Below are 23,055 nucleotides of genomic sequence, written 5' to 3'. Positions count from 1 at the left end.
AAAAGGCGCGCTGGGTGCATCTTGAAACAGCTCAATCGAAAAAGCCATCGTTACGGTTTGTTCGCGGCTGGCAGGAGAAAGTACAATTTGGCTGTTGGATGAAAGACGACACGCTTATATGAAGCGGTAACCGACTCATCCGGATGGCCGTGCCAACCGGGGACGAGGGCTTGATTAGCGCCTTTTCAGAAACGACCAGACGACGTTCGTGACAGACTTTCTTGACCCCGTCCTGACCTTCATTGCCGAAAACCCGTCCCTTGCCGGGCTGATCTGTTTTCTTGCCGCCATGGGCGAGGCTCTGTTCATCATCGGCCTGTTCGTGCCGACCACGGTGGTGCTTGTGGGCGCGGGCACGCTGGTCGGGCTCGGCAAACTGGATCCGGTGCCGCTGTTCATCTGGACCACGCTCGGGGCGACGGCCGGCGACGCCATCTCCTACTGGATCGGCTGGCGCTTCAAGGACAAGATCAAGACCATGTGGCCGCTCAACAAATATGCCCACCTGGTGGAGGCCGGCGAGCAGTTCTTCCAGAAACACGGCGGCAAAAGCGTCTTCATCGGCCGGTTCGTGCCCGGTGTGAAATCGGTCGTTCCGGGCATTGCCGGCATGGCCGGCATGAATTTCACCCGCTTTTCGGTGGTCAACGTCACCTCCGCCTTCGCCTGGACCATCGTCCATATCGCTCCCGGCATCATTGCGGGATCCGCACTTGGAGCCATTGGCCAGATCAGCGGCCGGCTGGCGCTTGTGCTGGGGGCACTGCTCTTCGTGGTGTTCCTGATTGTCATGCTCGGCCGCTGGCTGATCCTGATCGTTCTGCCCCTCTTCCCGAACACCCACGCAGCCATCGTGCGCGGCTTTGCCAGGCGCGAGGACCGGGTGTCACAATGGATCGCGCGCAATTTCGATCCGGCCCATCCCCGGTCCACGGGCATGCTGGCCTCCGCGCTGCTGCTCCTGATCACCATGCCGCTGTTCTTCTGGATCGTCGGCGAGGTGGCCCCGGGCGAGCCGATGGTGCGGGCAGATCTGGCCATCCTGAACCTCTTTGACAGTCTGCGCACACCTGTCGGCGACAAGATCATGGTGTTCATGACGTCGCTCGGCGATGGCGTCGTCGTCACGGCCGTCACGGTGGCCGTCGCGGCTTACCTGTTTGGCCGCAAGGCCTGGCGGCGCGGCACCGGGTTCATCATCGCCATGGCCGGCACGGCCCTGTTCGTACCGCTGTTCAAACTGATGCTGCACCGCTCGCGGCCAATCGAGCTCTATGCCGGCGCCGACGCCTACAGCTTCCCCAGTGGCCATGCCACGCTGACGGCGGTTCTGTTCGGGATCTGCGCCGTTCTGATCGCCCATGATCTCAATCGCTGGGCCAAGGCCAGTATCTTCACCATTGCCGCCAGTTTCGTCATCACCATCGGCTTCTCGCGTGTCTATCTCGGCGCCCACTGGATGTCGGACGTTCTGGCCGGGCTTCTCTTCGGCACGGCCATGGTGTCCGCCTTCGCCTTCGTCTTCGGGCCGATTCACAATGAGAAGATCGGACGTGCAACCGTAGCCGGCATCGTTGTGGCGACCCTTGCCGTGTTCGGCGGCTGGCACATTTCGAGCACATTCGACAAGGCGCTTCTGACCTATGAACCGCGCTCGAACACCGAAGTGCTGACGGCGTCCGGCTGGCGCCAGAGTGGCTGGCAAAGCCTGCCGGCGCGGCGGATCGAACTGAATGGCGACCGCGAGGAACCCTTGGTCATCCAGTATTCCGGGTCACTTGAACACTTTGCCCATACGGCCGAAAAAGCCGGCTGGCAGCTGCCACCAAAATGGTCGCTGACGACAGCGGGCGGTTTTGTGGAAGGCAAGACCCCGTCCGATTCCCTGCCGATCCTGCCGCGCAGCCAGAATGGCCGCCAACCCGATCTGGTGCTGATCCGCAAGGACACCGACGAAGCCGGTGGCCGCTGGGTGCTGAGGCTCTGGCCAAGCCGCTACGAGATCCTGGAGGGCGGCAGCCTGCAGGCGCTCTATCTCGGCAGCGTCGTTCATGAAGATATTCTCAGACCCATGGGCGAATTCTCGGGCCCGCGGACAGACGTCCATGTACCCGACCCGGCCGACAACCCGGCCCTGTTGCTGCCCGGGGCGCAAACCCGCCAGCGCGCCGACGGCATAAAGGTGGTGCTTGCCACCGGGCCGGAAGCACAGGTCCAGACCGGCGGCGCTGACAAGCTTAATAGGACTGGTAGATAAGAGGCCACTCCTTGGGGGCCATTTCGATCCCGTCACAGTCGGTTTTTTCCCGGTATTCGAGGAGTTCCAGCTCCAGAACCTCGCCGGGTCCGTCGATCAGCCGGTGAACCCGGTAGCGGCCACAATCTCCGACACCGCGGCTGAGCGCGGTGGTGCGGACCAGTCCCTTGGGACCGAGTATATCGGCATTCATGGCCTGGTAGTCTTCACCGGAAATGCCGGGTGGGTTCGGCAGGGTGAGAAGGTTGCCCCAGCCCCGCGGCGGGTTCTCGGTCACGGCCAGGACGCTGGCCGCCTGATAGGCCGCCGAGATGCAGGGCACTTCCCACAGCAGATAATAGTCGTTGATGACATACCGCGCGCCGCCCCAGGCATGGTAGCCGTCGACATCGCATTCATCGCCGGTCTGTTCGCGCATCAGCTGAACCAGAACGGGCGGCAGTTCGGACATGTCGTTCAGAAGGGTTTGCCGCCCGATCGGAATGCCGTTGGGCAGGCCGGGGGCTCGCGCATCAGGCTGATAGGCCGGTGCCGCTGACGCCGTTTGCTGCCCTCCACAGCCCAGAACACCCTTGGCAATGGCAACAAACGGAACTTTGCCTTTCTGGATCACGGTCATCACGGCATCGCTGATCCGATTGTCTTCTCCACTCTGGTCAGCGCTCCGGATTTCAATGTGAACCCGCACCTCCCGGTTATCGCTGGCATAGAGATAATGGCCAGCGACTTCGTTCGAGGCCGCCCCGCCGGCGGCAAGTTCAAAGAGCTGATGCACCGTGTCGCCAATCTTCACCCGCGCCGGACCGGCATAGCCCCGATCGCCGGAATTGACGTGAAACAGATAGGCGTAGCGGTCCGTTTCGGGGTCGCGGTCATCCTGCCAGAGAGAGAACCGGCAGGTACCGAGGTCGCTTTCAATGTCCTGTTTGCCGAACAGTTTCAGGGCTATTTTCGTGTCATCCTCCGCGGCACGTGCGGCCGGGTTGCCGCCGAGCAACAGAGCCATGGCCCCGATCAGCCCGGCAAGTGCAGTCAATGCTTTCATATGTCCCCCCAACATCCGGGCGCAAATGACGGCCGCCCTGTCTCCCAGAAAGTGCCGCAAAAAAGGCCCTGGTGCCAGCCTGTCGTTTTTGACCAAACCTGTCGCCAGTTGATCTCGAGGCTCTTGATCTTTTGGCATTATATTCATATATTCGAATATATCAAAAACATGAGCATGACATGACTGACTTCACACCCTTTCTCAGCTTCCTTGGCGGAACGATGATCGGCCTCGCCGCCGTGGCCCTGATGGCGGTTCAAGGACGTATCGCAGGCATCAACGGCATCGTCAGCGGTTTCCTGACGACCGAGCTCAGCCCGGACTGGGCCTGGCGCGCGGCCTTTCTGGCCGGCATGGTCGTCAGCCCGCTTGTCCTGCTAGGGTTCACCGGCCAGCTGCCGGAAATCACCGTACCGTCTTCCCCCTTGCTTCTGGTGGCGGGCGGCTTTCTGACCGGGGTCGGAACCACCTTCGGGTCCGGCTGCACCAGCGGTCATGGCGTGTGCGGCATGTCCCGCCTGTCCGCGCGGTCAATCGTCGCGACCATGACCTTCATGGCCACTGCAGTGCTGACCGTGTTCCTGACCCGGCACGTGTTTGGAGGTTAAGATCATGAGACTTCTGACAGCTTTCGGCTTTGGCCTCCTCTTTGGTTGCGGTATTCTGATTTCCGGCATGGGCAACCCGGCCAAGGTTCTGAACTTCTTCGACTTTGCCGGAACCTGGGATCCGAGCCTGGCCTTCGTGATGGGCGGCGCGCTCCTGGTTACAGCCATCGGCTACCGGCTGGCCTTCCGGATGCAGAAGCCGCTGCTTGGCCAGGCTTTCAGCCTGCCGACCAAAACCGACCTCGACAGGAAACTGATCGGCGGCTCGGCGGTTTTTGGAATAGGCTGGGGCCTTAGCGGATTCTGTCCGGGTGGATTGATTCCGGTGATCGGCCTTGGCATCGAACCCGTGATAACGGCCCTTGCCATTGCGGCTGGCATCGTGACCGCCCGCTGGATGAACACACAGGGCCACCGTCACAAACCGGCAAAAGCCTGACGGTGCCGGCAGGAATTGGGAGAATGAGATGAGCAACTCGAACTATCCGGTCGACATGGCCGTTGCTCCTGAGGTCACGGGCTTTTTCGATCCGGCGACCAATACGATCAGCTACGTCGTCAAGGACCCGGCCTCGAAGGCCTGCGCGGTCGTCGACAGCGTGATGGACATCGATTATGCGGCCGGCCGGATCACCTATGATCATGCCGACGAGATCATTGCCCATATCCGGGACAACGACCTGGACCTGGAATGGCTGATCGAGACCCATGTTCACGCCGACCATCTGTCGGCCGCGCCCTATATCCAGCAGCAGCTTGGCGGCAAACTCGGCATTGGCGACAAGATCACCGTGATCCAGGAGACCTTCGGCAAGATCTTCAATGAAGGCACGGAGTTCCAGCGGGACGGCAGCCAGTTCGACAAGCTGTTCCAGGATGGTGATACCTACCAGATCGGCGAAATGACTGCCTTTGCGATGTACACGCCCGGTCATACGCCGGCCTGCATGGTGCATGTCATGGGCAATTCGGCTTTCGCAGGCGACACCCTGTTCATGCCGGATGGCGGCTCTGCCCGCGCGGACTTTCCGGGCGGCGACGCGGCAACCCTTTACGACAGTATCCAGAAGGTGCTCGCGCTGCCCGACGACATGCGCCTGTTCATGTGCCACGACTATGGCCCGAACGGCCGCAACATCGAATGGGAAACCACGGTCGGCGCTGAAAAGGAACACAATATCCATGTCGGCGGCGGCAAGACCAAGGCGGAGTTCGTCAAGTTCCGCACCGAACGCGACGCCCAGCTGGACATGCCGAAGCTGATCATACCCTCACTGCAGGTCAACATGCGTGCGGGCAAGCTGCCGCCGGCAGACGATGACGGCAAGACCTTCCTGAAAGTGCCGGTCAACGCTCTTTGACGATTGAGGAAAAAGTCAGTCTTCAGTTGCAATTTGACGGCTCGGGCGCCAGCCTGAAACCGTTTCTATTTGCTCAGACCAGTTGCGAGTTGCCATGAAAGCAGTCAATCCAGACCTGTCGGTTGCCCCACAGATTCAGCCGGAAGATGTCACCGTGATTGCCCAGCAGGGCTTCAAATCCGTGATCTGTAACCGCCCGGACGGCGAGGCCCCGGACCAACCTGAGTTCGAAGCCATAAAGACGGCAGCGGCAGAGCAGGGCCTGGAAGTTCGCTACCTGCCGATTGTGGGCAGCAACTTCGGCGCTGATGACATTGAGACGTTTACAAAAATGATGGCCGACCTGCCGAAACCGGTGCTCGCCTATTGCCGGAGCGGGACCCGTTCGATCGCGCTCTGGGCCCTTTCTGAAGCGCGAAGCCGGCCTGTCGCAGACGTCCTGGCCGATACCAGCGCCGCCGGATACAACATCGCCGGCCTGTTTCCGCCGCAACCCGGTTCCTGAGACCACCGAACTCACTCGGCCACTCGAACGCCTTTAACGAACCGCAGCACTGCCTGGTGCAGCGGAAACCATGACCTTGTCCCGCTTGCAGCCTGCGGCGCGCGGTGACGCAAGCCGGATAGAACACGATGAAGCGGCTGCAGCGCTACCTGCCCATCCTCGACTGGGGCAAACGCTATGACACGGAAACGGCCACCAGCGACCTTGTGGCCGCGGTGATCGTCACCATCATGCTGATCCCGCAGTCGCTGGCCTATGCGCTGCTTGCCGGCCTGCCGCCCGAAGTCGGACTTTATGCCTCGATCCTGCCGCTGGTCGCCTATGCGCTGTTCGGCACCAGCCGGGCGCTGGCCGTCGGCCCGGTGGCTGTCGTCTCGTTGATGACGGCTTCGGCCGTCGGCGAACTGGCCCAGCAGGGAACACCGGAATATCTGGGGGCCGCAATCGTGCTGGCCCTGCTGTCCGGACTGATGCTGATCATCATGGGCCTCTTTCGGCTCGGGTTCCTGGCCAACCTGCTCAGCCATCCGGTGATTTCGGGTTTCATCACCGCCTCCGGCCTGTTGATCGCCTCCAGCCAGCTGAAACACATTCTCGGCGTGCCGGCCCAGGGTCACACGCTCTACGACATTCTCCTGTCCATTGCCGGCCACCTTGGCGACATCAACTGGATCACGTTGACAATCGGCGTTGCCGCGACCGGGTTTTTATTCTGGACACGCATGGGCCTGAAAAAGCTGCTGCTCGGGCTGGGACTGAAACCGTTTCTGGCCGATATCCTGACCAAGGCGGGTCCGGTGGCAGCCGTTGCGGTCACCACGCTCCTTGCTGCAGCGTTCAACCTTGGTGACAGGGGTGTCCGGCTCGTCGGCGACATCCCCTCCGGTCTGCCGATGCCGCACCTGCCCGCCTTCGACAGCGAGCTCTGGCTGGCCCTGGCCGGCCCGGCGCTGCTGATCTCGGTGATCGGTTTCGTGGAGTCCGTTTCCGTCGCCCAGACGCTGGCAGCCAAGAAACGGCAGCGGATCGAGCCGGACCAGGAACTGATCGGGCTTGGTGCCTCGAACGTCGCCTCCGCGATTTCCGGCGGCTATCCGGTGACCGGAGGCTTTGCCCGGTCCGTCGTGAATTTTGATGCCGGCGCGGCGACGCCCGCGGCCGGGGCCTTTACTGCCGTCGGCATCGCCCTCGCCACCTTGTTCCTGACGCCGCTTCTGACATTTCTGCCCCAGGCAACGCTGGCTGCGACCATCATTGTTGCGGTTCTCTCCCTGGTGGATCTTGGCGCGATCAAACGCACCTTCAACTACTCCAGGAGCGATTTCGCCGCCATGGCGGCCACGATCCTGGTTACCCTGTTTTTCGGGGTCGAGCCGGGTGTCGTGACCGGTGTTGCCTTGTCCATCGCGCTCTATCTTTATCGCAGCAGCCGCCCGCATACGGCCATTGTCGGCATCGTTCCGGGAACGGAGCATTTCCGGAACATCGACCGCCACAAGGTGGTGACCGGTGACCGGGTGCTGACCCTCAGGATCGACGAAAGTCTGTTCTTCGCCAATTCCCGTTTCCTGGAAGACAGGATCTACGCTTTGGTCGCAGACAAGACTGACATCGAGCATGTGGTCCTGATGTGCCCGGCGGTCAACGAGATCGATGCCAGCGCTCTGGAGAGCCTCGAAGAAATCAACCACCGCCTGAAAGACAGCGGTGTCCTGTTTCACCTGTCGGAGGTAAAGGGACCGGTGATGGATCGGTTGAAGAGGACCGATTTCCCGGAGCATCTGACCGGGCAGATCTTTCTCAGCCAGTATGACGCCCTGTGCACGCTCGATCCGCTGACGGCCCATATTTCGGAAAGCCGGACGCCGAAAAAGGCCGCGCGCTCCGATGTCTGGTCAGGGCCGGAGATCTAGGGTCAGGTCTCAATAACGACTGGCAGCGCTGTCTCTATTGCAGGATCGGCGTGATCTTCTCGCAAAAGCGGAAGTGAACCGGCGGTTTTTCGCCCTCCTGGACAACAAGTCCCTGCGTGCCGCGAGGCATGACAGTGACCAGTTCGATCGCTTCACCGCCGTCCGTCAGCAGGCAGTTGAGCGCCGCCCGCTGCGTTTGCTTGCCCGCCTTTTCCGCCCCATAGACCTGGCAGATCCGGCCTGGCGTCTCGAAGAGACCCCGGTAAATGGCCAGCGTCGACCCCGGGCTGCTGCGGTCGATCCGGGCTGCCGGACACTGGTTCAGGTCCTTTACCCAGATCCCTTGTGCGAATTCGGCAAATCTCAGATCGAGCATCTTGCCCTGAAGCAGGGGAGCGGATTTGGGAACCTCGAACATCAGGTCGCCCTTGCCGGCACCAGCGGTGCTGCATGCAACTGCCAGCATTGCTGCTGCCAGAGCTGTTTGACTGAAAATGCGCAACCGTTCCCCCTTGCCGATTGACATGATGCTCCCCGGATTATGCAATCTGCGGCGAAAAAGGCAATTCAGCAAGTTTTTACAACCTTCACGATTCGGCTGCTTGCATTTTTCGAACAAAGATGGAACAAAACTGGAATGAATAACGATAGTCAGCAATCGTCGGGACGTATTCAGCTGGATGACCCGCTGAAAGACGGCCGCCAGTCGGATACGGCGCTGAAAGTCTGGCGCGGAACGGCGCGGCTCTTGCGCCAGTTCGACTTTGCCTGCCTGTCGGAAGTCACGCTTGCATCAGCGCGGCGGGCCGATCTTCTGGCCATCGGCCCCAAGCACGAACTCTGGATCGTCGAAGTGAAGTCTTCGGTGGCCGACTTTCGCGCTGACAACAAGTGGCCGGACTATCGTCAGCACTGCGACCGGCTCTATTTCGCCACCCACCCGGATGTACCGCTGGATATCTTTCCCGAAGAAGCCGGCCTGATTGTCTCGGACGGGTTCGGCGCGGAAATCCTGCGCAATGCGCCGGAACACAAGCTGAGCGCGGCCACCCGCAAGGCGGTCACCCTGCGCTTTGCCCGCCACGCCGCCCACCGGCTGCACAATCTGGCAGACCCGGACGGTATGCAGCTGTTCGATCAGTTCTGACCGGTCCCACTCCCGGCCCTCTTTCCGAGTTTCAATTGCTTGTCTTCCCGGCGAAGCGGTGCGTGAGCCGGGACCAAGGGCACGGTTTGGATGCTCGGGAACTCCTGCGCATTCATGAGATTTCCGGCACAAGGTATCCGGGTCTCTGCTTTCGCGAGTATGGCAACTGAGAGGCCGTTGTCCCTCTTTGCTCTCATCCTTGCCCAAACGCGATGCTGCGACGCCTGCTGAAGCAATCCAAATCCGTCCCTGGACGTACAAAAAGCCGTCGCCCACAGGAAGGAGCTAGGCCCGGGTGCAAGACCCCTTACACATCGTCTGGTTCAAGAAAGACTTGCGGGTCCAGGATCATGCACCGCTGAAACGCGCTTCTTTGCATGGCCCGGTTTTACCGCTCTATGTGGTCGAACCGGAGCTTTGGCAGCAGCCGGACATGTCGGGCAGGCACTTCGAGTTTCTCACCGAGTGCCTGGCCTCCTTGCGACAGGACCTGACGGTGCTTGGCCAACCCCTGATCGTCCGGACCGGCCGGGTTACGGAAATTCTGGCCGAGCTCGCCGACCGTTTTGTGATCGGCGGTCTGTGGTCGCACGAGGAAACCGGCAATGACTGGACCTACCAGCGAGACCGTGCCGTTACCGCCTGGTGCCGCGAGAGGGGCATTGCCTGGACCGAGTGCCGTCAGACCGGCGTGATCCGCCGGCTGAAATCCAGGGACGGCTGGGCCGGGCAATGGGACAGCTTCATGGCAAAGCCAGGAATAGATGCGCCGCGTTTGCCCCCACTTGGCGGATTGGAGAATGGCGCTATTCCGACGGTGAAGGATCTCGCGCTTGCGCCCGATCCCTGCCCCGACCGGCAGCGCGGCGGCCGGAAGGCAGCAATGGAGACGCTTGAGAGTTTCCTGTTCCGGCGTGGCAAACCGTATCGGGCGGCGATGGCAACGCCGGTCAGGGCCTTCGATGCCTGCTCACGGCTGTCGCCCCATCTTGCCTTCGGCGCGTTGTCCATGCGCGAGGTGGCCCAGGCCACCTGGGCCCGCCAGCGCGAACTCAGGGACCAGGACTTTCAGGGCCGAACCACCTGGCAGGGGGCAATGCGTTCCTTTTCCGGACGTCTTCACTGGCACTGCCATTTCATGCAGAAGCTGGAGGATGAACCAAGGCTGGAGTTTGAAAACCTGCACCGGGCCTATGACGGGCTCAGACCGAAAGACCCTGACAAAATGCGGCTTCAGGCCTGGCAGAACGGCGAAACCGGCCTTCCCTTCGTCGATGCCTGCATGCGGGCGCTCAAGGCCACGGGCTGGATGAATTTCCGGATGCGCGCCATGCTGATGGCCGTCGCCAGCTATCATTTCTGGCTGGACTGGCGGGCTCCCGGCCTGCATCTCGCCCGGCAGTTCACCGATTATGAGCCGGGCATTCACTGGCCGCAGGTCCAGATGCAATCGGGCACCACAGGGATCAACACGGTCCGGATCTACAATCCGGTCAAACAGGGCCTTGATCAGGACCCTGACGGAGCGTTCGTGCGCCGCTGGGTGCCGGAGCTGAAGGTGATTGACGACGCGCATCTCCATGAGCCCTGGAAAGCGGACAATGCCGGCAAGGTGCTCGGCAAGGCCTATCCCTTTCCCATCGTCGACCACCTGGGTGCCGCAAAAGAGGCCCGGGAAAAGGTCTGGGCAGTGCGCAAGGGGCAAGCCTTTCGCGGCACGGCCGCCGACATCCAGTCGAAACACGGCAGCCGCAAGAGCGGCCTTCCGTTGCGTGGGCGGGAGAACCGCCGGCGGCGAAGCGACAAGCCGGCCGATCCGGACCAGGCAGATCTCTTCGGCGGTGCTTCATGAAAATGCGCAAGAAAGCCGACTTGCCGCAAAAGACCTGCAAAGGCTGCGGGCGGCCCTTCACCTGGCGCAGGAAGTGGGAGAGAGACTGGGACCAGGTCCGCTATTGCTCGGAAAGGTGCAGGCGGCAGCGTGACGGGGCTAAAGCCGTAACAACCTGAGAACCTTGCCCAGATCTCACCTTGTCATCCCGGCCGCAGCGCAGCGGAGAGTCGGCAACTGTGTCATTGAAGTTTGTATTCGGTTTTGTCCCTGAGTACAGCGTTCAGGCGAACGAGGAGTTCTCGAACTGTTGCAACGAGCGCAGTTTTCGAGCCTTCACACTTCGAGTGATGCGATCGGCGAATGCCTTGAGGTCCGGACAGGGGCTCCTTTCCTCCACTGTCGTCATTGCAGGGCTCGACCCTGCAATCCATGCCGTTCCGTCGCCTCAAGCACAGCTCTGTTCGCGGAAAGCCCATGGTATGGATCCCATGGTCAAGCCATGGGATGACGAAGACAGGTGTGGGCGAGCATCATTCTTGCGCCCTGACATTCAGCGCCTTCTGTTTGTCATCCCGGCCGCAGCGCAGCGGAGAGCCGGGACCCCTGTCTCCCTGTGGCTGGAGTGGGAACACCCGCCGTTGTCAGATGGGCACTGGGTGCCGCCTATGCGGGGAAGACAAATGAGAGATTGGTACCTCTCGTTGGGCGAACACCTGAATTCGCGAAAAAGCCGGCCCGGCATCACCGGGCCGGCACGTCAGTTTGCGAGACCCTCTCACACAAACAGGTTGACCAGGCTTTCCAGGTATTCCTGCTTGCCGGATTTCGGCTGCGGCTCCAGGTTTGTGCCATGGACACGCTCGGCCAGTTCCTCCAGTGACGACCCACCCTGCAGGATCGCGGCGTTTTCCGGTTTCTGCCATCCGGCATACCGATCGTCGACAAACCCCTTCAGGCGGCCGTCCTCGATCATGGCAGCCGCGGCCTTCAAGCCCCGGGCGATCGCGTCGGCGGAGCCGACATGCGCCTGGATCAGGTCGACCGGATCCAGCGACTGGCGGCGGAGCTTGGCATCGAAATTGGTGCCGCCGGTGGTGAAACCACCATCCATCAGGATCTCGTAGTAGGCCAGGGCCAGTTCCGGCACGTTCATGCCGAAATGGTCGGTGTCCCAGCCGCACTGATAGTCGTTGCGGTTCATGTCGACCGAACCGAGGATGCCGAAGGACCGGGCCATGTGCAGTTCGTGCTCGAACGAATGGCCGGCCAGGATCGCGTGGCCCTGCTCGATGTTCATCTTGACGTCGTTCTCAAGACCATAGGCCTTCAGGAACCCGTAAACGGTGCCGACGTCGTAGTCATACTGGTGCTTGGACGGTTCCTGCGGCTTCGGCTCGATCAGGATCGTGCCCGGGAAACCGATCTTGTGCTTGTATTCGACCACCATGTTGAGGAAGCGCCCGAGCTGGTCGAGTTCCTGTTTGACGTTGGTGTTGAGCAGGGTCTCATAGCCTTCGCGGCCGCCCCAGAGCACATAGTTGGCCCCACCGAGGCGATGGGTGGCATCCATGGCGTTTTTCACCTGGGCCGCGGCATAGGCAAAGACCTCCGGGTCCGGATTGGTGGCCGCGCCCGACATGAAGCGCCGGTTGGAGAACATGTTGGCCGTGCCCCAGAGCAACTTGATGCCGGTGTCGGCCATCTTCTTCTCGAAGATATCGGCGATGGCGTTCACATTGGCGTTGCTCTCCGCCAGTGTCTTGCCCTCCGGGGCGATGTCCCGGTCGTGGAAGGTGAAAAAGGGCATGCCCAGGATCTGGAACATCTCGAAGGCAACGTCGGCCTTCAACCGGGCCTGGTCCATCGGGTCGCCGCCTGCGGCCATCCAGGAGCGCATGAAGGTCTCGCCGCCGAACGGGTCGGACCCCGGCCAGCAGAAATTGTGCCAGTAGCAGACAGCAAGTCGCAGATGGTCTTCCATCCGCTTGCCCAGCACCACTTCGTCCTTGTTGTAATGGCGATAGGTGAGCGGATCGGTGCTGTCGGGCCCTGCGAACGGGATCGGCTGCAGCTCGCCAAAAAAGCCTGTGCTCATGAATTTGTCTCCTTAAGGAAAATCAGAAACCGGCCTGCTTCAGCGCCGGATAGAGGTTGCGCCAGCGGCCATAGGCCTCGGCATAGGGTGCGATGAGTTGGGGAACGGGATCGATGCTGGTCTTCAGCGCGGGTCTGGTGAAGATGCCTTCGGTGGAGCCCTGGGCTGCCGCCTGGCCGAGACGCGCGGCGCCGAGCGATGCACCGAAATCGCCGTCGACAGGAACATCGACGGTGACGTTCAGAAGGCTGGCAATGATCTCAAGCCAGGTCGTGGAGCGCGATCCGCCTCCGACCGCAAGCACCCGGTCGATGCGCGTGCCGGCAACACCAAGTGCTTCAAGGCAGTCCTTCAGGGCAAAGGCCACTCCATCAAGCACGGCATGTGTGAGCACACGGTCGTCGGTTTCGTGGGAGATGCCGGCGAAGGCCGCGCGGATTTCGACATCATTGTGCGGTGTGCGTTCACCGCCGAGATAAGGCAGGAACGAGACAGGGGACGGGCCGTCGACGCGCCCGAGTGCCGCCGTCAGATCGCCGGGGGAGGCCTTCAAGGTGCGGCCGAGCCAGTTGAGACAGTCCGTGGCCGAAAGCATCACACCCATCTGGTGCCAGGTGTCCGGCACGGCATGGCAGAAAGCGTGCACGGCACTGTCGACATTGGGCGAAAATCGGTCATTGGTCACAAACAACACGCCCGACGTGCCAAGCGAGACAAAGGCGGAGCCCGGATCCACCGCGCCGACGCCACAGGCTGACGCCGCATTGTCACCGCCACCGCCGGCAACGACCGGCGCCGTGTCAAAGCCCCAGCGGGTACAGAGGTCGGATTTCAAAAACCCGGAGGCCGCAGAGCCTTCGACAAGGCGTGGCATGTGCTCACGGGTAAGGCCTGTCGCCGCCAGGAGGTCGTCGCTCCAGTCCCGTTTTGCCACATCCAGCCAGAGCGTGCCCGCGCTGTCGGACATGTCGCCGACATAGTCACCGGTCAGGCAGAAGCGGACGTAGTCCTTCGGCAGCAGAACCATCCTGGTTCTTGCAAAGATCTCGGGCTCGTTTTCGCGCACCCATTGCAGTTTGGGGGCCGTGAAACCCGGCATGACCCGGTTGCCGCCCAGCTTCAGAAACCTTGGCTCGGCTGCTTCCAGGTTCCGGCACTGTTTGCCCGAGCGCCCGTCGTTCCAGAGGATACAGGGCCGCAGCGGCCGTCCGGCATCATCCAGCAAGGTGGCGCCGTGCATATGACCGGAGAGGCCGATGCCCTTGACGGCCGCAAGCTCAGCCGGGGCCTTCTCCTTCAACGCATCCAGCACGGTCTCGCAGGCCGTCCACCAGCTGTCCGGATCCTGCTCCGACCAGCCCGGATGCGGGCGTTCGACGCTCAGCTCCGCCGAGGCTGATGCGATCAGGGACTGGTCGTCCCCCAACAATATGGCTTTGACCGAACTTGTGCCGATATCGAGACCGATATACATGAGGTGCGTTCCTCAAAAAAATCCAAAAAGAATGCCGACGCCCCGTTTTCAAGGTCCGGCAAAACACTCATGACCAGAACGCAGCGGTGACTGTCCGTTCAAATCATGAAGCGCGTCCGCGGACAAGGGCCCGCGGACGCGAATGGGTCAGCCGACGACGGTATCGTCGACCAGCGCGCCCGGTCCGGGCGTTGCACCTTCCGGGCACTTGCCCAGAATGATCATGCCGAGCACATCGTCATCCGTGACGTCGGTGGTCTTGGCCGTGCCGACCAGCTGGCCGTTCTTCATCACGGCAATCCGGTCACACAGCTGGAAGACATCATGAATGTCGTGGCTGATCAGGAAGATGCCGAGGCCCTGTTTCTTCAACTCCTGGATCAGCTCCGCCACCATCTGGGTCTCGTGGACCCCGAGCGCGGCGGTGGGCTCATCCATGATCAGGATCTTGGCGTTGAAATAGACCGCCCGTGCAATGGCGACCGACTGGCGCTGACCACCCGACAGGGCTTTCACCGGCGCGTGGAACTTCTTGAAGTTCGGGTTGAGCCGGCCCATGATCTTGCGGGTTTCCGCCTCCATGGCGTCGTCATCGACAAAGCCGAGCGGCGTGGTCAGTTCCCTGCCGAGAAACAGGTTGGAGGCTGCATCGAGATTATCGGCCAGCGCGAGTGTCTGGTAGATGGTCTCGATGTTATAGGCCCGGGCATCGCGCGGCGAGTGAATGTGGACTTCCTCACCATTGATGCGGATTTCACCGCTGTCGGACTTGTAGGCACCCGACAGGATCTTGATCAGGGTCGACTTGCCGGCCCCGTTGTGGCCCAGAAGACCAACCACTTCACCTGGGTAGAGATCGACAGTGACGTGATCCACGGCCTGCACCCCGCCAAAGGAGATGCACATGTCTTTCATTTCTACGAGAGGCGCGTCCATCACTCAGTCTCCCGTGCGCTTGCGATAGATGATGTCCACCAGAACGGCGAGTACGAGAACCGTACCGACGACGATGTTCTGGAGCGGCGCGTCCACGCCAACCATGGCCATGCCGGACTGCAGCGACTGCATGATCAGGGCCCCCAGGATGGCGCCGTAGATCGTGCCGACACCACCGGCCAGTGCCGTTCCGCCGATGACGGCAGCCGCAATAACCCGAAGTTCGTCGAGCGTGCCGATGTCGTTGGTGGAAAAGCCGAGACGGGCCGCAGCGACGGCGGCGGCGAGCGCGGACAGGCCCCCCATGATCGCGAACACCTTGACCGTCAGGAAGCGGGTGTTGATGCCGGAGAGCTCCGCCGCATCCGGATTGCCGCCGGTTGCGAAGATGTAGCGGCCAAGGCGTGTCCGCTGGGCCACCAGCGTCATGATGACGGCAACGACGATCAAGAGCAGCACGGAATAGGGAATGCCGTAGCCCATGGTCAGGCCTTCCGGCAGCGTCTCACCGCTGGCTTCGAAGATCCGCTTAAGCCGCGCCTTCGGAATGTCATAGGAGTTCAGGATCCAGACAAAACCAAGGATCGCAACCGTGGTGATGGCAGCCATCGTGGCTTCTGCCCAGGCCGGTTTCACGGGGAAACCATGGGACGACTTGCGCCTGCGGGAGGCAATCTGCATCCAGAGCGCCGCGGCGACGGCCAGGACGCCGAAGACCCACGAGCCGGTTTCGCCCATCGTGCCGCCGATACCGCCGATTTTCGTGAAGGTTTCGTCAAGCGGACCAATGGTCTGACCGCTGGTGATGAACCAGGCGACGTTTCGCCAGACCAGCAGACCGCCGAGGGTCACGATGAAAGCCGGAATGCCGAGATAACCGATCATCCAGCCCTGAAAGGCGCCGATGGTCACGCCAACAACAACGCCGGCGAGAATCGCAATGAGCCAGATGCCGGGATGCCCGAGGCCCATGAATTGCGGCAGGATGTCGGTTTGAACCACCGCCATGACGGCGGCAACCGTTGCCAGAACGGACCCCACCGACAGATCGATATGGCGGGTGACGATGACGAAGACCATGCCGGTTGCCATGATCGCGACGGACACGGTCTGGATCGTCAGGTTGAAGATGTTGCGCGGTGTCAGGAACCGGCCATCGGTGAACACATTGAAGATCAGGCACAGAACGACAAACGCCCCGATCATGCCCAAAAGCCGCGTATCGAGCTGCAATGCGGCAAAGAGATTTCGTGCTGTCGGGTTTTTCGACCCTGACAGTGCCGTGTCGGACATAGAGGTTACTCCTGCTTGGAGACCAGCATGCTTTCGCATCGGGTGGCCCATCCCGGGGAACGGCTTTGGCAAGCGGTCCCTGTTTTAAGGCCCCGGTTAACAGTAACCGGGGCCGCGCTTATCGCGTATTGGTATTAGTTACAGGGAGCCGGGCCGTTTTCGACGCCCTGGCACAGGTCTTCCTTGGAGATCCAGCCTGCGTCAACAACGGCAGACAGGTTGTCCTTGGTGACCGGGAGCGGTGCCAGGAACTTGGCGGTCAGCTCGGTGCCGCCCGGAGACGTCCAGGCTGCTGCGCCGTCAACAGCGGACATCTCGTCGCCATTGGCCAGGGCAACGGCGATTTCACCGGCTGCCTTGCCGAGCTCACGAGCGTCCTTCCAGACGGACACGGTCTGGGTGCCCTTGGCAACGCGGTTCAGAGCGGCGTGATCACCGTCCTGACCGGAAACCGGGATGCCGTCCATGCCCTGGGCGGTCAGAGCCGCGACAACACCGCCGGCGGTGCCGTCGTTGGACGCCACAACGGCGTCAACCTTGTTGTCGTTGGCCGTCAGGATCTGTTCCATGTTGCGCTGTGCGTTCGCCGGCAGCCAGCCATCGGTGTAGGCTTCGCCAACGATCTTGATCGCGCCGCTGTCGAGCGCTTCCTGCAGGACTTCCTGCTGACCGCCGCGCAGGAAGTCTGCATTCGGGTCGGTCGGGGAGCCCTTGATCATCACGTAGTTGCCGGTCGGCTGGGCAGCCAGCACGGCAGCAGCCTGCATGCGGCCGACTTCGACGTTGTCGAAGGTCAGGTAGAAGGCGCGCGGATCGTCAATCAGACGGTCGTAGCCGACAACCGGGATGCCTTCGTCAGCGGCAGCCTGCACAGCCGGACCGATGGCCTGGGCGTCCTGAGCCAGGATGATCAGGGCTGTTGCGCCTTGCGCGATCAGCGCTTCCACATCGGAAAGCTGCTTGGCGGACGAGCTCTGCGCGTCAGCGGAGATGTATTTTGCACCGGCAGCTTCGAGAGCGCCCTTGATGGCGGCTTCGTCGGTTTTCCAGCGCTCTTCCTGGAAGTTGGACCAGCTGACACCGACAACGATGTCTTCCGCCTGAGCGGCGGTGATGGCAGTTGCGGACAGCAGGGCGCCGGCCAGCAAAGTGGTGATCTTACGCATTGCGATGTTTCCTCCAGTTGGCACAACCCACGTCGAACGGCGGTGCCTAAAATGCGTCTATGGTGAAGCGTCTTCTTGAGGCGCTTTCAGAAAGGACAGCCTTGTTGTTATTTTTTTTGGTGTCCGAAAAAAAGTTGCAGGAAAGCGCTGCTCCTGTCAACATGGTTTTGCAAAACTCTGCTCCGACGGGTTCAAAAATCCGGAACGAGGGCGGAAAAACCGGGAGAAACCCGGGACAGAGGAAACACCTTGGGAAGAGCTGAGCGAGCATGACACGCAAGGCGGACCGGGATCAGATCCGGCGGCAAAACAGAAGTATTGTTCTACAGGCCCTGCGCCGGAGCGGTCCGATGGCACGGATCGATCTCGGCCAGATCACCCGGCTCAGTCCGGCAACCGTGACGGCAATCACGTCCGACCTGCTCGACCAGGGGTTGATCGTCAGCCTGGAAAGCGAAGAGCCCAAGGCGCCTCAGGCGCGCGGGCGTCCACGCACCCTCCTGAAGCTCAATCCGGAGGCAGTCTACACCATCGGCGTGCGCCTCGCGGTGAATGCGATCGACCTGTCGCTGGTGAACTTCGCAGGCGAGGTCATCAAGGAAGCGCGCAGCCGCTTCGATACCGCAACCGCGGATGCAACAAGTTTTCCGGCCGCTCTGATCAGCGCGATCCGGGAGTTTCTCCAGGAGGCGGGTGTCAGCGTCAGCCGCGTGCGCGAGATCGGTGTCGCTGCACAGGGTGTTGTCGAGACGGAAACCGGCATGGTTGCCTGGAGCCCGGCCTTTGCGGGGCGCAAGATCCCGATCGTCGGGCCGCTGCACGATGCCTTCGGGGCCGAATGCTACATCTCCAACGACACCAACATGATCACCGAGGCCCTGCACTGGTCGGACCCGAACCGCTACAGCGGCACCTTCGCGGTGATCATGCTCGACTATGGTGTCGGCATGGGGCTCTATCTTAACAACCAGCTGTTTTCCGGCGCCAGCGGCACGGCAGCCGAGTTCGGTCACGCCAATCACCTGCCGGGCGGAGCGCTCTGCCGGTGCGGCAAGAAGGGGTGCCTGGAAGCCTATCTTTCCGATTACGCCCTGGTTCGCGCGGCCTCGCATCTGCCGGAAGACACCGACCCGATCACGATCCGGGCCGGCGTCAGCGGCCTTGCCCGGTTGATCGAGCTTGCCGGATCCGGGGACGAGGCCGCCTGCAAGGCCTTTCACGATGCCGGACGGGTGCTCGGCTACGGTCTTGCCCGTGTCATTGCCATGATCGACCCGAAGCGTGTTGTCCTGACGGGTGCTGCCATGCGTGCCTTTGCCTTCATGGAAAAGGGCATGTGGGAAGGCCTCGAAGAGGCACTCGTCGCCGATCTCAGAAACAATTTCTCGCTCGACGTGATGCCCTGGAACGAGAACTTTATCCGAAGCGGCCTGATCGCCCAGTCCATGGAACGGCTGGACAAGGACTTTCTCGGGGCAGCCTCCGAGGCGTCGCCAAAGCCCGGGCCAGAAAAGGAGACGGTATGACCAGGCAAATTTTTTTGCGGCCCTCTCTCCTCCTGGCCCTGTTGCTGTTTCCCGGCGCGGCCGTGGCCGATCCGGATCTTCCGCCCTGGAGCGAACGTGCTCTGACGGAAGATGTTGATCTTGAAGCCCTTGCCGCCTCCAGCGACGATCTGATTGCCAGACTTCAGCCGCTCGGCAAAGAGCTGTTCAAGGCAAAATTCACCACGTTGGACGGCGCGGGCCGCCCCGACGCGACCGGGGCCATCGTGCCGACCAAGGTACGCCGGAAATCTCATCTGACGTTTCAGCGGCTGGCCGGCCTCGACGCCAATGCCTGCGCGTCCTGCCACAACGAACCGGTGACCGGTGGTGCAGGATCCTTCACCGCGAACGTGTTCGTCTCCGAGGGTTTTGAAAGCGCGGATTTCGACACGATCGATCCGCAGTTTTCCAACGAACGCAACACCAATGCCCTTCAAGGCGCCGGCCTGATCGAACTGCTTGCCCGTGAAATGACCGCGGACTTGCGCGCGCAGCGGCAGGCGCTTCTGAAAAAAGCCCGTGCCAGCGGCCAGCCCGAAACGGCAACCCTTGAAAGCAAGGGGGTCTCCTTCGGGTCGCTTTCGGCAGCTCCCGACGGCACGCTCGATGTCTCCAAGCTCGACGGCATCGACGATGACCTGACGCTTCGGCCCTTCAGCCAGAAGGGTGTCTTCGCCTCGCTGCGCCAGTTCACGGTCAACGCCATGAACGCCCATCACGGTATCCAGCCAACTGAACGGTTTGGTGCCATGTGGAGCGGCAGTGACGATTTTGATGGCGATGGACATGTCGATGAAATGAGCCCCGGGCAGATTTCCGCCCTCGTTGCCTTCCAGGCGACGCTGCCGGCACCGACACGCAAACAGGACCTGCCAGAGGTCTGGCAGGCGGCCGCCGAGGCGGGCGAAACCCTGTTTTCGGAAATCGGCTGCAGTACCTGCCATGTTCCGGCTCTGCCGCTTGAAAGCCTCCTGTTCCAGGATCCGGGGCCGTTCGACACGGCCGGCACGTTGCGCCAGAGCGATGTGGACACGCCGCTGGTCTATGACCTTGGCACACTCGACTGGGTGAAGGCCTTGCCGCGCGATGACCAGGGCCGGGTGCTGGTGCCGCTCTTTGGTGACCTCAAACGCCACAAGATCGCCGACGCACAGAACGACACGTTCGGCAATGAACTGCTGGCACAACGCTTTGTGGCCAGGGATGTCTTCATCACCTCGGAACTCTGGGGCATCGGCAGCACGGCGCCTTACGGTCATCGCGGCGATCTGACCACGCTGAACGAGGTCATCCTGGCCCATGGCGGCGAGGCCGCGGACAGCCGCAAGGCCTATGCAGGGCTTCCCGAGACCGAGCGCCAGTCCATCATTGCCTTCCTGCGCAGCCTGGAGATCGCGGAATGATGCGTTCTAGTCAAAGAAACGCCGCACTTGGCAGGAAAGCCATAGCTGGCAACGGTGTCACCCCAGTCGACCGCAGGGAGAACCGGAGCCCACTCGCTTCCAGAGGGCCGGTTTCTTTTTCCCAGACCGAAGTCGAGACAAACGCCACGTCAGCAAGTGCCCCTTCAAGTAGGCCCCGGATCTTCGCTGCGCTTGTCCGGGGTGACACCGCGTGGGGCGCACACCGGAGAGAGCTGAGAACAGAACCTGCACAGCTTCCTGGAGGCGGCGCAACTTCTCGGAAAAAAGTCTGGAGCCTGCTTTGTGCAGCGGTCTTGAGCCTTTTCACGCCGGCTTTGGCAACTGCGCAGGACGAAGCACCAGTCTCTTTCGCACCAGTGCCCTCGTTTGCCGAGGAAGCGCAGGCAGCCGGGCTCGACCACAGCTATGACGGAGCCTGGGAGTTTTTTGTTGGTGGTGGCGCGGCCATTTTGGATTGCAATGGCGACAGGCGGCCCGATCTTTTCCTGGCGGGAGGCAAGAACCCCGCGCAGCTCTATCGCAACATCAGTCCGACCGGCGGCGCCCTGGCATTTCAGCCGGTCGATACTGGCCTCACCGCCAAGCAGGCAACACGCGTTCTGGGCGCCTATCCGCTCGACTTCGACAACGACGATGTGCTGGATCTGGTGATCCTGCGTCTGGGCGAGAACCTGCTTCTAAAGGGAAAGGGCGACTGTACCTTCGACGTCGCCAACCGGACGCTCGGATTTGATGGCGGCCGCGAATGGACCACCGCCTTTTCGGCAACTTTCGAACCTGACCTTGACTATCCCACGCTGGCCTTCGGCAACTATGTCGATCGCTCCGCGCCCGGCTCTCCCTGGGGCACCTGCCACGACAATTTCCTGTTCCGGCCTGAAAAAACCGACAGCGGCGTGACCTACCCCGAAGCCAGCCGGCTGTCGCCCGGCTATTGCGCGCTGTCGATCCTGTTCACCGACTGGAACCGGTCGGGCGAGGCTGCGCTGCGGGTCTCCAACGACCGCCACTACTACCGGGGGGCCAGGAGCAGCTTTGGGCCGTTCCGCCCGGACGCCCACCCCGGCCCTATCGCAAGTCCGACGGCTGGCAACATCTGAAGATCTGGGGCATGGGCATCGCGTCGATCGATCTCGATGTCGATGGTTTTCCCGAATATGCGCTGACCTCGATGGGCGACACCAAGCTGCAGAAGCTGGATGTCGAAACGGATGAAACCGTGCCGGTCTATCAGGACATTGCCTTCGACCTTGGCGTGACGGCCCACCGTCCCTACCAGGGCGAGGACCTGAAACCGTCCACCGGTTGGCATTCGGAGTTTCAGGACGTCAACAATGACGGTCTCTGGGATCTCTACATCGCCAAGGGTAACGTCGAAGCCATGCCGGATTTTGCGGCATTCGATCCGGACAACCTTCTGATCGGGCAATGGAACGGCAGCTTTTCCGAAGCCGGCGGCACGGCCGGGATCGGTCTTGACCGCCGTGGCCGGGGCGCAGGGCTGGCCGACTTCAATTCGGATGGCCTTCTGGACCTGGTGGTCGTCAATCGCGCGGCCCCGGTCAGCCTGTTTCGCAACCTGGGGCAGGGCAGCGCCGACATTCCAAAGCCGCTCGGCAACTGGATTGCAGTTGATATCCGTCAGCCGGGCCAGCCGAACAGCCGCGCCGTCGGTGCAAAGATCAGCGTCAAGACCGGCAACCACACCAGGGTCAAGGACATCCAGATCGGAGCAGGACATGCTTCCGGCCAGATGGGTTTTGTCCATTTCGGTCTTGGCGTTGCCGAACGGGCCAATATCCGCATCAAGTGGCCGGATGGCGACTGGAGCCACTCCTACAGGGTCTTCGCCAACAGCCACGTCATCATCGAGCGCGGGTCTGAAAAAGCGCGACTCTGGTACCCGGAATAGCGCCTGGATGCGGCAGGCAAAAACCGGCCGGTTTCAAGCCCTGCCGCGAGTTTTGTCAAGATATCCCCTGTCCCTCCACAGATGAAAACCGGCCGCCACCTTTAGCTACCTGAAATCGCACTGGCCTTATTTACACCAAAAACATGACCTGAGATGGTGTCGGTAGGTCATCGCGGTTGGGCTCGGGATGCGATGTCGGGTAGTCAAAGGTGGGCAAGCAGCATGGTTATTGCGTTCTTCGTCGGGGTCGTGCTTTACGGCGCCGTTACGCTTGTGTTTCTGATCGTCTCTTCGGCTGAGCTTCTGGACAGTGGCCTCAGCACCGCGTCGGGCCTTGCCAGCGTCTTGCTGACTTCCGTCTTCTGGCCTGTGACGCTGATTGCTCTCAGCCTGCTGGTCCTGTTCCGAAGCCGGTTGTTCACCTTGACGCGCGAGCGTCGTGTACCTGCTCCCAGACTGGTTTATCGCTCCAACTGATCCGGCAGCCCAGCGTCTGCTCGGCACGTCAATTCCGGTCGCGCCGGCCCGGTTGCACCAT

The 23,055-nt window shown here is 61.7% G+C and carries 21 protein-coding genes; 14 read left to right on the top strand and 7 right to left on the bottom strand.

Going from position 1 to position 23,055, the window contains the following annotated elements; translation table 11 throughout:
* The first annotated feature begins 208 nt into the window (after positions 1 to 208).
* Positions 209 to 2,257, top strand: coding sequence for a bifunctional DedA family/phosphatase PAP2 family protein (locus tag CHH27_RS20860; protein ID WP_094073295.1), 2,049 nt, complete (start codon positions 209 to 211; stop codon positions 2,255 to 2,257).
* Here CHH27_RS20860 and CHH27_RS20855 read toward each other — a convergent pair.
* Positions 2,238 to 3,302, bottom strand: a complete 1,065-nt coding sequence (locus CHH27_RS20855; protein ID WP_094073294.1) for a DUF1176 domain-containing protein — start codon at positions 3,300 to 3,302, stop codon at positions 2,238 to 2,240. The genes CHH27_RS20860 and CHH27_RS20855 overlap by 20 nt on opposite strands.
* A 179-nt stretch (positions 3,303 to 3,481) precedes the next feature.
* Between CHH27_RS20855 and CHH27_RS20845 the strand changes: the two genes are divergently transcribed.
* From CHH27_RS20845 to CHH27_RS20825, 5 genes are all read left to right on the top strand, one after another.
* Positions 3,482 to 3,910, top strand: coding sequence for a YeeE/YedE family protein (locus CHH27_RS20845; RefSeq protein WP_094073292.1), 429 nt, complete (start codon positions 3,482 to 3,484; stop codon positions 3,908 to 3,910).
* A 4-nt stretch (positions 3,911 to 3,914) separates the two neighbouring features.
* Positions 3,915 to 4,349 carry a YeeE/YedE family protein gene (locus tag CHH27_RS20840; RefSeq protein ID WP_094073291.1) on the top strand — a complete coding sequence of 145 codons (435 nt, stop codon included), beginning with the start codon at positions 3,915 to 3,917 and terminating at the stop codon, positions 4,347 to 4,349.
* 28 nt (positions 4,350 to 4,377) lie between these two features.
* Entirely contained in the window at positions 4,378 to 5,271 is an 894-nt protein-coding gene (locus CHH27_RS20835; RefSeq protein ID WP_094073290.1) for an MBL fold metallo-hydrolase, read from the top strand.
* A 94-nt stretch (positions 5,272 to 5,365) separates the two neighbouring features.
* A complete protein-coding gene (locus tag CHH27_RS20830) occupies positions 5,366 to 5,776 on the top strand; it encodes a TIGR01244 family sulfur transferase (RefSeq protein ID WP_094073289.1) in 411 nt (136 codons plus the stop codon).
* A 128-nt stretch (positions 5,777 to 5,904) separates the two neighbouring features.
* Complete coding sequence (locus CHH27_RS20825; RefSeq protein WP_094073288.1) at positions 5,905 to 7,689, top strand: SulP family inorganic anion transporter; 1,785 nt, start codon at positions 5,905 to 5,907, stop codon at positions 7,687 to 7,689.
* 34 nt (positions 7,690 to 7,723) lie between these two features.
* Here CHH27_RS20825 and CHH27_RS20820 read toward each other — a convergent pair whose 3' ends face one another.
* Entirely contained in the window at positions 7,724 to 8,215 is a 492-nt protein-coding gene (locus CHH27_RS20820) for a hypothetical protein (protein ID WP_208988314.1), read from the bottom strand.
* 111 nt (positions 8,216 to 8,326) lie between these two features.
* Between CHH27_RS20820 and CHH27_RS20815 the strand changes: the two genes are divergently transcribed.
* The 3 genes from CHH27_RS20815 (at position 8,327) to CHH27_RS20800 (ending at position 10,846) form a co-directional block, all read left to right on the top strand.
* The gene (locus CHH27_RS20815; RefSeq protein ID WP_094074907.1) at positions 8,327 to 8,836 is read left to right on the top strand and encodes an MmcB family DNA repair protein; all 510 of its coding nucleotides are present in this window, start codon (positions 8,327 to 8,329) and stop codon (positions 8,834 to 8,836) included.
* A gap of 295 nt (positions 8,837 to 9,131) precedes the next feature.
* Entirely contained in the window at positions 9,132 to 10,688 is a 1,557-nt protein-coding gene (locus CHH27_RS20805; protein ID WP_094073286.1) for a deoxyribodipyrimidine photo-lyase, read from the top strand.
* Positions 10,689 to 10,690: 2 nt separating this feature from the next.
* Complete coding sequence (locus tag CHH27_RS20800) at positions 10,691 to 10,846, top strand: DUF2256 domain-containing protein (RefSeq protein ID WP_208988995.1); 156 nt, start codon at positions 10,691 to 10,693, stop codon at positions 10,844 to 10,846.
* 599 nt (positions 10,847 to 11,445) lie between these two features.
* Here CHH27_RS20800 and xylA read toward each other — a convergent pair.
* The 5 genes from xylA to xylF form a co-directional block, all read right to left on the bottom strand.
* Complete coding sequence (gene xylA, locus CHH27_RS20795; RefSeq protein ID WP_094073284.1) at positions 11,446 to 12,765, bottom strand: xylose isomerase; 1,320 nt, start codon at positions 12,763 to 12,765, stop codon at positions 11,446 to 11,448.
* Positions 12,766 to 12,787: 22 nt separating this feature from the next.
* Positions 12,788 to 14,239, bottom strand: coding sequence for a xylulokinase (gene xylB, locus CHH27_RS20790; RefSeq protein ID WP_094073283.1), 1,452 nt, complete (start codon positions 14,237 to 14,239; stop codon positions 12,788 to 12,790).
* Positions 14,240 to 14,386: 147 nt separating this feature from the next.
* A complete protein-coding gene (locus CHH27_RS20785; protein ID WP_094073282.1) occupies positions 14,387 to 15,154 on the bottom strand; it encodes an ATP-binding cassette domain-containing protein in 768 nt (255 codons plus the stop codon).
* A 24-nt stretch (positions 15,155 to 15,178) separates the two neighbouring features.
* Positions 15,179 to 16,468 carry a sugar ABC transporter permease gene (locus tag CHH27_RS20780; protein WP_094073281.1) on the bottom strand — a complete coding sequence of 430 codons (1,290 nt, stop codon included), beginning with the start codon at positions 16,466 to 16,468 and terminating at the stop codon, positions 15,179 to 15,181.
* Between the two features lie 134 nt (positions 16,469 to 16,602).
* Positions 16,603 to 17,634, bottom strand: a complete 1,032-nt coding sequence (xylF, locus tag CHH27_RS20775; RefSeq protein ID WP_094073280.1) for a D-xylose ABC transporter substrate-binding protein — start codon at positions 17,632 to 17,634, stop codon at positions 16,603 to 16,605.
* A 350-nt stretch (positions 17,635 to 17,984) separates the two neighbouring features.
* Here xylF and CHH27_RS20770 point away from each other — a divergent pair, with 350 nt between their 5' ends.
* The 5 genes from CHH27_RS20770 to CHH27_RS20755 all read left to right on the top strand — a co-directional run bounded on the left by CHH27_RS20770 (position 17,985) and on the right by CHH27_RS20755 (position 22,994).
* A complete protein-coding gene (locus tag CHH27_RS20770) occupies positions 17,985 to 19,160 on the top strand; it encodes an ROK family protein (protein ID WP_208988312.1) in 1,176 nt (391 codons plus the stop codon).
* Entirely contained in the window at positions 19,157 to 20,584 is a 1,428-nt protein-coding gene (locus tag CHH27_RS20765) for a di-heme oxidoredictase family protein (RefSeq protein WP_094073278.1), read from the top strand. Before CHH27_RS20770 ends, CHH27_RS20765 begins: the two co-directional genes overlap by 4 nt.
* A 314-nt stretch (positions 20,585 to 20,898) precedes the next feature.
* Positions 20,899 to 21,705, top strand: coding sequence for a VCBS repeat-containing protein (locus CHH27_RS28370; protein ID WP_247646140.1), 807 nt, complete (start codon positions 20,899 to 20,901; stop codon positions 21,703 to 21,705).
* A gap of 11 nt (positions 21,706 to 21,716) precedes the next feature.
* On the top strand, positions 21,717 to 22,517 hold the full coding sequence (locus CHH27_RS28365) for a CRTAC1 family protein (RefSeq protein ID WP_247646139.1): 801 nt from the start codon (positions 21,717 to 21,719) through the stop codon (positions 22,515 to 22,517).
* Positions 22,518 to 22,739: 222 nt separating this feature from the next.
* On the top strand, positions 22,740 to 22,994 hold the full coding sequence (locus CHH27_RS20755; RefSeq protein ID WP_094073277.1) for a hypothetical protein: 255 nt from the start codon (positions 22,740 to 22,742) through the stop codon (positions 22,992 to 22,994).
* Positions 22,995 to 23,055 lie beyond the last annotated feature (61 nt).

The organism is Labrenzia sp. VG12, assembly GCF_002237595.1.
In the GTDB taxonomy this organism is placed as follows: Bacteria; Pseudomonadota; Alphaproteobacteria; order Rhizobiales; family Stappiaceae; genus Roseibium.
Note: the sequence above shows the minus strand (reverse complement) of the source record. Positions and strands in the feature narration are given on the sequence as shown.

Excerpts from the sequence above, each read along its gene's own strand:
- CHH27_RS20855 (WP_094073294.1), bottom strand. The coding sequence starts at position 3,302 with ATGAAAGCATTGACTGCACTTGCCGGGCTGATCGGGGCCATGGCTCTG.
- CHH27_RS20845 (WP_094073292.1), top strand. The coding sequence starts at position 3,482 with ATGACTGACTTCACACCCTTTCTCAGCTTCCTTGGCGGAACGATGATC.
- CHH27_RS20840 (WP_094073291.1), top strand. The coding sequence starts at position 3,915 with ATGAGACTTCTGACAGCTTTCGGCTTTGGCCTCCTCTTTGGTTGCGGT.
- CHH27_RS20835 (WP_094073290.1), top strand. The coding sequence starts at position 4,378 with ATGAGCAACTCGAACTATCCGGTCGACATGGCCGTTGCTCCTGAGGTC.
- CHH27_RS20830 (WP_094073289.1), top strand. The coding sequence starts at position 5,366 with ATGAAAGCAGTCAATCCAGACCTGTCGGTTGCCCCACAGATTCAGCCG.
- CHH27_RS20825 (WP_094073288.1), top strand. The coding sequence starts at position 5,905 with ATGAAGCGGCTGCAGCGCTACCTGCCCATCCTCGACTGGGGCAAACGC.
- CHH27_RS20820 (WP_208988314.1), bottom strand. The coding sequence starts at position 8,215 with ATGTCAATCGGCAAGGGGGAACGGTTGCGCATTTTCAGTCAAACAGCT.
- CHH27_RS20815 (WP_094074907.1), top strand. The coding sequence starts at position 8,327 with ATGAATAACGATAGTCAGCAATCGTCGGGACGTATTCAGCTGGATGAC.
- CHH27_RS20800 (WP_208988995.1), top strand. The coding sequence starts at position 10,691 with ATGCGCAAGAAAGCCGACTTGCCGCAAAAGACCTGCAAAGGCTGCGGG.
- xylA (WP_094073284.1), bottom strand. The coding sequence starts at position 12,765 with ATGAGCACAGGCTTTTTTGGCGAGCTGCAGCCGATCCCGTTCGCAGGG.
- xylB (WP_094073283.1), bottom strand. The coding sequence starts at position 14,239 with ATGTATATCGGTCTCGATATCGGCACAAGTTCGGTCAAAGCCATATTG.
- CHH27_RS20785 (WP_094073282.1), bottom strand. The coding sequence starts at position 15,154 with ATGAAAGACATGTGCATCTCCTTTGGCGGGGTGCAGGCCGTGGATCAC.
- CHH27_RS20780 (WP_094073281.1), bottom strand. The coding sequence starts at position 16,468 with ATGTCCGACACGGCACTGTCAGGGTCGAAAAACCCGACAGCACGAAAT.
- xylF (WP_094073280.1), bottom strand. The coding sequence starts at position 17,634 with ATGCGTAAGATCACCACTTTGCTGGCCGGCGCCCTGCTGTCCGCAACT.
- CHH27_RS20770 (WP_208988312.1), top strand. The coding sequence starts at position 17,985 with ATGGCACGGATCGATCTCGGCCAGATCACCCGGCTCAGTCCGGCAACC.
- CHH27_RS20765 (WP_094073278.1), top strand. The coding sequence starts at position 19,157 with ATGACCAGGCAAATTTTTTTGCGGCCCTCTCTCCTCCTGGCCCTGTTG.
- CHH27_RS28365 (WP_247646139.1), top strand. The coding sequence starts at position 21,717 with ATGGGCATCGCGTCGATCGATCTCGATGTCGATGGTTTTCCCGAATAT.
- CHH27_RS20755 (WP_094073277.1), top strand. The coding sequence starts at position 22,740 with ATGGTTATTGCGTTCTTCGTCGGGGTCGTGCTTTACGGCGCCGTTACG.